The organism is Streptomyces sp. CNQ085, from assembly GCF_022614595.1.
GTDB lineage: Bacteria > Actinomycetota > Actinomycetes > Streptomycetales > Streptomycetaceae > Streptomyces.
Window position 1 is genome coordinate 21,067 of record NZ_JAJFAU010000009.1, and the last position, 8,431, is coordinate 29,497.

Annotated in this window: 8 protein-coding genes and 3 tRNA genes; 8 read left to right on the top strand and 3 right to left on the bottom strand. The window is 71.7% G+C overall.

From position 1 onward, the window contains the following. Window positions 1-121: 121 nt before the first annotated feature. The 3 genes from purL to purS form a co-directional block, all read right to left on the bottom strand. A complete protein-coding gene (gene purL, locus LJ221_RS03415) occupies window positions 122-2,371 on the bottom strand; it encodes a phosphoribosylformylglycinamidine synthase subunit PurL (RefSeq protein WP_241713579.1) in 2,250 nt (749 codons plus the stop codon). A gap of 91 nt (window positions 2,372-2,462) precedes the next feature. Beyond that, a complete protein-coding gene (purQ, locus tag LJ221_RS03420) occupies window positions 2,463-3,140 on the bottom strand; it encodes a phosphoribosylformylglycinamidine synthase subunit PurQ (RefSeq protein ID WP_241713581.1) in 678 nt (225 codons plus the stop codon). Beyond that, window positions 3,137-3,403 (bottom strand): phosphoribosylformylglycinamidine synthase subunit PurS, encoded by a 267-nt coding sequence (gene purS / locus LJ221_RS03425; protein ID WP_241713583.1) that lies wholly within the window; start codon window positions 3,401-3,403, stop codon window positions 3,137-3,139. The genes purQ and purS overlap by 4 nt, the downstream gene beginning before the upstream one ends. Before the next feature lie 334 nt (window positions 3,404-3,737). On the opposite strand from purS, the gene LJ221_RS03430 reads away from it, so the two are divergent. The 8 genes from LJ221_RS03430 to LJ221_RS03465 all read left to right on the top strand — a co-directional run bounded on the left by LJ221_RS03430 (window position 3,738) and on the right by LJ221_RS03465 (window position 8,395). Then, the gene (locus LJ221_RS03430) at window positions 3,738-4,091 is read left to right on the top strand and encodes an Lsr2 family protein (RefSeq protein WP_241713585.1); all 354 of its coding nucleotides are present in this window, start codon (window positions 3,738-3,740) and stop codon (window positions 4,089-4,091) included. Between the two features lie 101 nt (window positions 4,092-4,192). Continuing rightward, a tRNA-Gly gene (locus LJ221_RS03435) sits at window positions 4,193-4,267 on the top strand. A 71-nt stretch (window positions 4,268-4,338) separates the two neighbouring features. Beyond that, window positions 4,339-4,411 (top strand) — tRNA-Gly (locus LJ221_RS03440). A 157-nt stretch (window positions 4,412-4,568) separates the two neighbouring features. Beyond that, window positions 4,569-5,546 carry an ABC transporter ATP-binding protein gene (locus tag LJ221_RS03445; protein WP_241713587.1) on the top strand — a complete coding sequence of 326 codons (978 nt, stop codon included), beginning with the start codon at window positions 4,569-4,571 and terminating at the stop codon, window positions 5,544-5,546. After that, entirely contained in the window at window positions 5,543-6,352 is an 810-nt protein-coding gene (locus tag LJ221_RS03450; RefSeq protein ID WP_241713589.1) for an ABC transporter permease, read from the top strand. Before LJ221_RS03445 ends, LJ221_RS03450 begins: the two co-directional genes overlap by 4 nt. Window positions 6,353-6,368: 16 nt before the next feature. Then, a complete protein-coding gene (locus tag LJ221_RS03455) occupies window positions 6,369-7,652 on the top strand; it encodes a sensor histidine kinase (RefSeq protein WP_241713591.1) in 1,284 nt (427 codons plus the stop codon). After that, the gene (locus tag LJ221_RS03460; RefSeq protein ID WP_241713592.1) at window positions 7,649-8,299 is read left to right on the top strand and encodes a DNA-binding response regulator; all 651 of its coding nucleotides are present in this window, start codon (window positions 7,649-7,651) and stop codon (window positions 8,297-8,299) included. Before LJ221_RS03455 ends, LJ221_RS03460 begins: the two co-directional genes overlap by 4 nt. A gap of 23 nt (window positions 8,300-8,322) precedes the next feature. After that, window positions 8,323-8,395, top strand: a tRNA-Gly gene (locus LJ221_RS03465). Window positions 8,396-8,431 lie beyond the last annotated feature (36 nt).

An 8,431-nucleotide genomic window follows, 5' to 3' on the forward strand; every position in this document is an offset into this window, starting at 1 on the left:
GTGAAGCTGGGTCCGCTGGACGGCGGCCGGGTCGCTGACCTGCGCCCCTACCTGGACCTGGTGCCCGACCCGCGTGGGCGGCGGGGCACGGGCGGCCGTGGTGCGGCCGCCGTCGCGGGCGTCAGGCGAGCAGCGCCGGGATGGCCGCCTCGTGGACCTCGCGCAGCTCGGCCAGGGAGAGGGAGAACTGCCCCTGGACCTCGATGGCGTCGCCGTCCACCACGCCGATGCGGGTGGCGGGCAGGCCGCGGGCGCCGCACATGTCGGTGAAGCGCAGCTCCTCGCTGCGCGGCACCGAGACGATCGCGCGGCCGGCCGACTCGGAGAACAGCAGGACGAACGGGTCCAGCCCGTCGGGGACGACCAGCCGGGCCCCCCTGCCCCCCCTGAGGCAGGACTCGGTCAGCGCCTGGACCAGCCCGCCGTCGCTCAGGTCGTGCGCGGCGTCGACCATGCCGTCGCGGGAGGCGGAGATCAGGATCTCGGCGAGCAGCCGCTCGCGTTCCAGGTCCACCTTCGGCGGCAGCCCGCCCAGGTGGTCGTGGATCACCTGGGACCAGGCCGAGCCGCCCAGCTCCTCGCGGGTGTCGCCGAGGAGGTAGAGCATCTGCCCCTCCTCCGCGAACGCCATCGGGGTGCGGCGGTCGACGTCGTCGATCACTCCGAGCACACCGACCACCGGGGTGGGGTGGATGGCGGTGTCGCCCGTCTGGTTGTAGAGGGAGACGTTGCCGCCGGTCACCGGGGTGCCCAGCGTCTGGCAGGCGTCGGCCAGGCCTCGGCAGGCCTCGGCGAACTGCCACATCGCGCCCGGGTCCTCCGGCGAGCCGAAGTTCAGGCAGTCGGTGACCGCCAGCGGCTTCGCGCCGGTGGCGGCGACGTTGCGGTAGGACTCGGCCAGCGCGAGCTGCGCGCCGGTGTACGGGTCGAGCTTGGCGTAGCGGCCGTTGCCGTCGGTGGCGACGGCGACGCCCAGGCCGGTCTCCTCGTCAACGCGGATCATGCCGCTGTCCTCGGGCTGGGCCAGGACGGTGTTGCCGAGCACGTAGCGGTCGTACTGGTCGGTGATCCACGCCTTGGATGCCTGGTTCGGCGAGCCGACCAGCCTCAGGACCTGCTCGCGCAGCTCGTCCCCGTCCTTGGGCCGGGGCAGGGCGTTCGCGTCGTCGGCCTGGAGGGCGTCCTGCCACTCGGGGCGGGCGTAGGGGCGGTTGTAGACCGGGCCCTCGTGGGCGACGGTGCGCGGGGGCACGTCCACGATCTGCTCGCCGTGCCAGTAGATCTCCAGCCGGTCGCCGTCGGTGACCTCGCCGATGACGGTGGCGATGACATCCCACTTCTCGCAGATCTCGAGGAAGCGGCCGACCTTGTCCGGCTCGACGACGGCGCACATGCGCTCCTGCGACTCGCTCATGAGGATCTCCTCGGGCGAGAGCGTGGAGTCGCGCAGCGGGACGGTGTCCAGCTCGACGCGCATGCCGCCGGAGCCGGCCGAGGCCAGCTCGGAGGTGGCGCAGGACAGGCCGGCGCCGCCGAGGTCCTGGATACCGACGACCAGGTCCTCCTTGAAGACCTCCAGGGTGCACTCGATGAGGAGCTTCTCCTGGAAGGGGTCGCCGACCTGGACGGCCGGACGCTTGGCCGGGCCCGTCTCGTCGAAGGTCTCGGAGGCGAGCACGGAGACGCCGCCGATGCCGTCGCCGCCAGTGCGGGCGCCGTAGAGGATGACCTTGTTGCCGGTGCCCGACGCCTTGGCCAGGTGGATGTCCTCGTGTCGCATCACACCCACGCACAGGGCGTTGACCAGCGGATTGCCCTGGTAGCAGGAGTCGAAGACGACCTCGCCGCCGATGTTGGGCAGACCCAGGCAGTTGCCGTAGCCGCCGATGCCGGCGACGACGCCGGGCAGCACGCGCCGGGTGTCGGGGTGGTCGGCGGCACCGAAGCGCAGCGGATCCATCACGGCGACCGGGCGCGCGCCCATGGCCAGGATGTCGCGGACGATGCCGCCGATGCCGGTGGCCGCGCCCTGGTAGGGCTCGATGTAGGAGGGGTGGTTGTGCGACTCCACCTTGAAGGTGACGGCGTAGCCCTGGCCGATGTCCACGACGCCGGCGTTCTCGCCGATGCCCACCAGCATGGCGTCGGACTCCGGGGCCTTCTCACCGAACTGCTTCAGGTGGACCTTGCTGGACTTGTAGGAGCAGTGCTCGGACCACATCACGGAGTACATGGCCAGCTCGGCGCCGGTCGGGCGGCGGCCGAGGATCTCCCGGATGCGGTCGTACTCGTCGTTCTTGAGGCCGAGCTCGGCCCAGGGCTGCTCGACGTCCGGGGTGTCGCTCGCGTACTTGACGGTGTCGAGGGTCATGCCGCGCCCTTTCGATGAGCTTCTCCGCCCGCACGACGCAGAGGTGCGGGCATCGGGGCCGTCCGCGGCCGAGTGGTCGTGCGTACGTCGCTCATGCGGTGACCAGATTCTTGAGGACCGAGCTGAAGAATCCCAGCCCGTCGGTGGTGGGCCCGGTCAGGGCCTCGACGGCGTGCTCGGGGTGGGGCATGAGGCCGACGACGTTGCCTGCCTCGTTGCTGATGCCCGCGATGTCGCGGCGGGAGCCGTTGGGGTTGACGTCCAGGTAGCGGAAGACGACCCGGCCTGTCGCCTCCAGCTCGTCCAGGGTGCGCTCGTCGGCGACGTAGCCGCCCTCGCCGTTCTTGAGCGGGACGGTGATCTCCTGGCCCTCCGCGTAGTCGGACGTCCAGGCCGTGTCCGCGTTCTCCACGCGCAGCCGCTGGTCGCGGCAGACGAAGTGGAGGTGGTTGTTGCGGGTGAGGGCGCCGGGCAGCAGGTGCGACTCGCACAGCACCTGGAAGCCGTTGCAGATGCCGAGCACCGGCAGACCGGCGCGGGCCTGGTCGACGACCGTGTCCATCACCGGCGAGAAGCGGGCGATGGCGCCGCAGCGCAGGTAGTCGCCGTAGGAAAAGCCGCCGGGGAGGACGACGGCGTCCACCTGGCGCAGGCTCCTGTCGCGGTGCCACAGGGCGACCGGCTCGGCGCCGGCGAGGCTGATGGCACGCCGGGCGTCCACGTCGTCGAGGGAGCCGGGGAAGGTGACGACTCCGATGCGGGTCGTCATGCGGGGGTCACCTCTTCGCGCTCCTCGACGCGCACGGTGAAGTCCTCGATCACGGTGTTGGCGAGGAAGGTCTCGGCGAGCTGGTGAATACGGGCGAGGGCGTCGTCGTCGACCGGACCCTCCACCTCGAGCTCGAAGCGCTTGCCCTGGCGGATGTCCGAGACGCCCTCGTAGCCCAGCCGGGGCAGCGCACGCTGAACCGCCTGGCCCTGGGGGTCGAGGATCTCCGGCTTGAGCATGACGTCGACTACGACGCGAGCCACAGGTACTCCCGGTGGGTGTTGGTGCTGGAGACTGCCGCTTCAGCGTACCCGGCGGAAAATTCTACTCGCGTAGACAAGGGCCACTCCGGTCACGGTCGGGTATCGGCACCCCGGGAAACGCCGGGAAGCACTGCCGAAATCGGCGCCGGAAAAGTAAAGTCGCGTTCGCGGCATGACAAGCGGACGAGAATTCAACCGCTTCACCAGACAATGCCCGCCGCTGTACAAAGGAAAGGGCATTGACACCGATCGCCGGGGACCCTGATATGACCGCATGTCAGGAAGTGGTTTCGAAGTGTTTCCGCATGCGATCCCTCCGAAAGGACCGATATCCGTGGCACAGCGCGTGGTGGTCTCACTCTCCGACGACATCGACGGCGGGGAAGCGTCGGAAACGGTCGCCTTCGGCCTCGACGGCAGGTCGTACGAGATCGATCTCAACCGCGAGAACGCGAAGAAACTGCGCATGGGCCTCGCTCCCTATGTGCGGGCCGGCCGCAAGCGCGCCAGGTCCGGGAAGACGTTCCAGCACACCTCCGTCGCGCCGGACCCGTCCGCGGTACGGGCCTGGGCCCGGTCGCACGGCTTCGAGGTGCCGCCGCGCGGACGCATCCCCAAGAGGGTCTACGAGGCATTCGACGAGGCGCACGGAACCGCTCCCGGCGCCGCCTCCGGGGAGTCGCGCTGAGCTCGCCTCCGGGCCGACTTGCCAGGCACCCCGGGTGATCGGCTAGAGTCTGGAGCACGCCGCCGGGAGCGGCCGGAAACGGCCGAGGCCAAGGTGGTCGTGCGGGTGTAGCTCAGTAGTAGAGCGCCCTCTTTCCAAGAGGGAGGCGCAGTGTGCGATTCCTGTCACCCGCTCCAATCACTCCACCGGACCTCCGGGATCGGGTAGAGTGAAGGCGCGTCGACCGGTGAGAGCCGGAAGGTCGCATGCGGACGTAGCTCAGTTGGTAGAGCGCAACCTTGCCAAGGTTGAGGTCGCGAGTTCGAGCCTCGTCGTCCGCTCAGGGGAAAGACCCCGGTCCTCCAGGGCCGGGGTCTTTTTCATGTGCAACGTCATATCCCCTCATCTCCCCGCGCCCACCGGCCGGTTGACATTTGTCACGCGCGCTCGTGACGGCCCGCACTGCCTCCCGCCCCGGTCCCGCGCGACCCTGGTGGCATGGAGATCGGAGAACAGGTAATCGAGGTGAGCGGGCTGCGGCGGCGCTACGGCCCGGCGAAGGGGGACGGCGGCTTCGATGCCGTACGGGGGATCTCGTTCTCCGTGGCGCGCGGCGAGCTGTTCGCGCTGCTGGGGACGAACGGGGCGGGCAAGACCTCCACTGTCGAGGTGATGGAGGGGATGGCCGAGCCCAGCGGCGGCCGGGTGCGCGTACTCGGGCACGATCCGTACCGCGAGCGCGCCCGGGTGCGGTCGCGGATCGGGGTGATGCTCCAGGAGGGCGGCTTCCCCTCCGACCTGACCGTCGCCGAGACCGCGCGGATGTGGGCCGGCTGCACCAGCGGGGCCCGTCCGGTCCCGGAGGCGCTGGAGATGGTGGGACTGGCCCGGCGCGCGGACGTACGGGTCAAACAGCTCTCCGGCGGCGAGCGGCGGCGGCTGGACCTGGCCATGGCCCTGCTCGGCCGTCCCGAGGTGCTCTTCCTGGACGAGCCGACGACCGGGCTGGATGCCGAGGGCCGGCGGGAGACCTGGCGCCTGGTGCGGGAGCTGCGGGAGGGCGGTACGACCGTGGTGCTGACCACGCACTACCTGGAGGAGGCCGAGGAGCTGGCCGACCGGCTGGCGATCATGCGGGCGGGGCGGATCGTCGTCTCCGGCACACCCGCCGAGGTCACCGCCTCGCGCCCGTCCCGGATCCGCTTCAACCTGCCCGAGGAGGTGCCCGCCGCCCGGCTCCCGCTGTCCCTGAAGGCCGCCGAGCACGGGCGGGGAGTGGAGATCCGCACCAACCGGCTGCAGGAGTCGCTGACCGAACTCCTGCTGTGGGCGCGGCAGGAGGGGGTGGCGCTGGCGGGCCTGGACGCCCGCTCGGCCTCCCTGGAGGAGGCGTTCCTGGAGATCGCCCACGGGGACGGCCCGGACGCGGCGGATGACAACGGCACGGCACGAGTGGCGGAGGCGGGAGCACGATGAGCGCGACGGACACCGGGGGCAGGACGGGCGGCGGGGGCGGGGCCGCGGCCTCCCTGGGCAGGCTGCGGTCGCTGGCCCGGGCGGAGCTGACGCTGCTCGTCCGCAACCGCACCGCCATGTTCACCGCCCTGCTGATGCCGTTGCTCATGGTGCTGTTCATGCGCTCCACGGTCGAGCAGGCGCCGCTGGAGGGCACCGGGCTGAGCGTCACCGACCTGGTGATGACCAGCGGCATCCCGATGGTGCTGATCCTCGTCGTCTATCTGAACCTCATCCCCGCCTACGTCTCCCGCCGCGAGGAGCTGGTCCTCAAGCGGCTGCGGACCGGGGAGCTGCGGGACTGGGAGATCCTGGCCGGCGCGGCGCTGCCGGTGGTCACCGTGGCGCTGGCGCAGTGCGCCGTGCTGGTCGCGGCGGGCGCGGCCCTGCTGGAGATGGCACCGCCGGAGCGGCCGGACCTGCTGGTGGTGGGCGTGCTGCTGGGCGCCGCCCTGATGGTGCTGACGGCCGCCGCGACGGCCGTGATCACCCGGACGACGGAGAGCGCGCAGATCACCGCGCTGCCGCTGCTGATGGTCTCGCTGGTCGGCTCGGGGCTGTTCGTACCCCTGGAGGTCATGCCGGCACAGGTGGCAGACGTCCTGCGGCTGCTGCCGATGACCCCGGTGGTGGACCTGGTGCGGTACGGCTGGCTCGGCGGCGGTGAGCCGGGCGAGGTGCTGCGGGCGCTGGGGACCGCCGTGGCCTGGGCGCTGGTTTCGGTGTTCGCCGTACGGCGGTGGTTCCGCTGGGAACCCCGTAACTGAGGTGCGAGGAGCGGGCATGGCGGTGGTGGTGGCCGAGGGAGGCGCGCTGGGCTGGGTGGACCGGATACGGCGGTCCAGCGGGCCGGTCCGCTTCCACCAGTACACCCGCTTCACGCTCTACAGCTTCGCGGTGTCCGAGGCGGTGCTGCTGGCCTTCTGGTGCGTGGCGCAGCGCGGCGGCGCCCCCCTCCGGGCCGCCGTCCCGCTGATCGTGCTGTTCGCGGCGCACTCCGTGTGCCATCTGCTGCTGTGCCGGGCCGGACTGCGGTACTACCTGGGCTCGGCCGAACGGCCGGGCGGTCTGACGGCGGTGTACGTCGGGCTCACCGTCCTCGGAGTCGCCGTCCTCCACGCCTCGGTCGGGGCCGGGGTGCTGGATCCGGGGGCGGTGGGAGCCAGCACCTGGCTGCTGATGTTCCTGTCCGGACCGGTGCTGCTCACCCTGTCGGTACGGCGGAGCATTCTGGTGACGACGCTGGTCATCGCGGGCTCGGCGATGTCCGTCATGGCGCTGGACGTGCCGGCGGACCAGGTGGGGTACCACGTGGGCGCCGCCGTCTTCGGCGCCGTCCTCTTCGGTTTCAGCTACCGCTGCTCGGGCTGGATGATGCGGGTCGTCAGCGAGCTGGAGGCCGCGAGGGAGACCCAGGCACGGCTGGCGGTGGCCGAGGAGCGGCTGCGGTTCGGCCGGGACCTGCACGACGTGCTGGGCCGCAACCTGTCGGTGATCGCCCTCAAGAGCGAACTGGCCGTGCAGCTCGCGCAGCGCGGCTCGCTCTCCGCCGTGGACCAGATGACCGAGGTGCAGCGGATCGCGCGGGAGTCGCAGCGGGAGATGCGCGAGGTCGTGCGCGGTTACCGGGAGGCCGATCTGCACACCGAACTCGTCGGCGCGCGCGGGGTGCTGAGGGCGGCCGGGATCGACTGCCGGATCGAGGACAGCGGCAGCGGGGAGCTGGCCGAACCGGTGCAGTCGGCCCTGGGCTGGGTGGTCCGCGAGGGGACCACCAACGTGCTGCGGCACGCCGACGCCGGGCGGTGCGCGATCCTGCTGCGGGCCGCCGGGTCGGTCGCCGAGCTGGTCATGGAGAACGACGGTGCGGCGGGGGACGGAGCCGCCACGGAGGGCGGCTCCGGGCTGAACGGGCTCCGCGAACGGCTGGTCGCGCTCGGCGGCACACTGACCGGTGAGCGCCGCGGCGACGGCACCTTCCGGCTGACGGCCCGAATCCCGACGCGGCCGGACCGGGAAGGCGGCGGGGACGTACGCGGGGACGTACGCGGGGAAGGAGAACGGTGAGCGATCACGAGCGGGACGGCGGCACGGACGGCGGCGGGCGCCGCGTGCGGGTACTGCTGGCCGACGACGAGCATCTGATCCGGGGCGCGCTGGCCGCCCTGCTGGCGCTGGAGGACGACCTGCTGGTGGTGGCCGAGGCCGCGTCCGGCCCCGAGGCGCTGGCGATGGCCCGCGCCCACCGGCCCGACGTGGCGGTGCTGGACCTCCAGATGCCGGGCAAGGACGGTGTGGCGGTCGCCACGGAGCTGCGTGCCGGACTCCCCGCCTGCGCCACCATGATCGTGACCGGGCACGGCCGCCCCGGACATCTGAAGCGAGCCCTGGCCGCGGGGGTGCGGGGCTTCGTGCCCAAGACGGTCTCGGCGCAGCGGCTGGCCGAGATCATCCGCACGGTGCACGCCGGCAACCGCTATGTGGATCCGGAGCTGGCCGCCGACGCGATCAGCGCCGGGGACTCCCCGCTGACCGCCCGGGAGGCCGAACTCCTGGAGCTGGCGGCGGACGGGGCGCCGGTCGCGGAGATCGCCGAGCGGGCCGCGCTGGCGCCGGGAACGGTCCGCAACTACCTGTCGTCGGCCGCCGCGAAGCTGTCGGCGGAGAACCGGCACGCGGCCGTGCGCATCGCACGCGGGCGGGGTTGGCTATAGTGGGGGCGCACCGAACGGAGCAGGCGGACGTAGCTCAGTTGGTAGAGCACCACCTTGCCAAGGTGGATGTCGCGAGTTCGAGTCTCGTCGTCCGCTCGGCGGGAAGGCCCCGGTCCCTCAGGACCGGGGCCT

Excerpts from the sequence above, each read along its gene's own strand:
- purL (WP_241713579.1), bottom strand. The coding sequence starts at position 2,371 with ATGACCCTCGACACCGTCAAGTACGCGAGCGACACCCCGGACGTCGAG.
- purQ (WP_241713581.1), bottom strand. The coding sequence starts at position 3,140 with ATGACGACCCGCATCGGAGTCGTCACCTTCCCCGGCTCCCTCGACGAC.
- LJ221_RS03445 (WP_241713587.1), top strand. The coding sequence starts at position 4,569 with ATGGAGATCGGAGAACAGGTAATCGAGGTGAGCGGGCTGCGGCGGCGC.
- LJ221_RS03450 (WP_241713589.1), top strand. The coding sequence starts at position 5,543 with ATGAGCGCGACGGACACCGGGGGCAGGACGGGCGGCGGGGGCGGGGCC.
- LJ221_RS03455 (WP_241713591.1), top strand. The coding sequence starts at position 6,369 with ATGGCGGTGGTGGTGGCCGAGGGAGGCGCGCTGGGCTGGGTGGACCGG.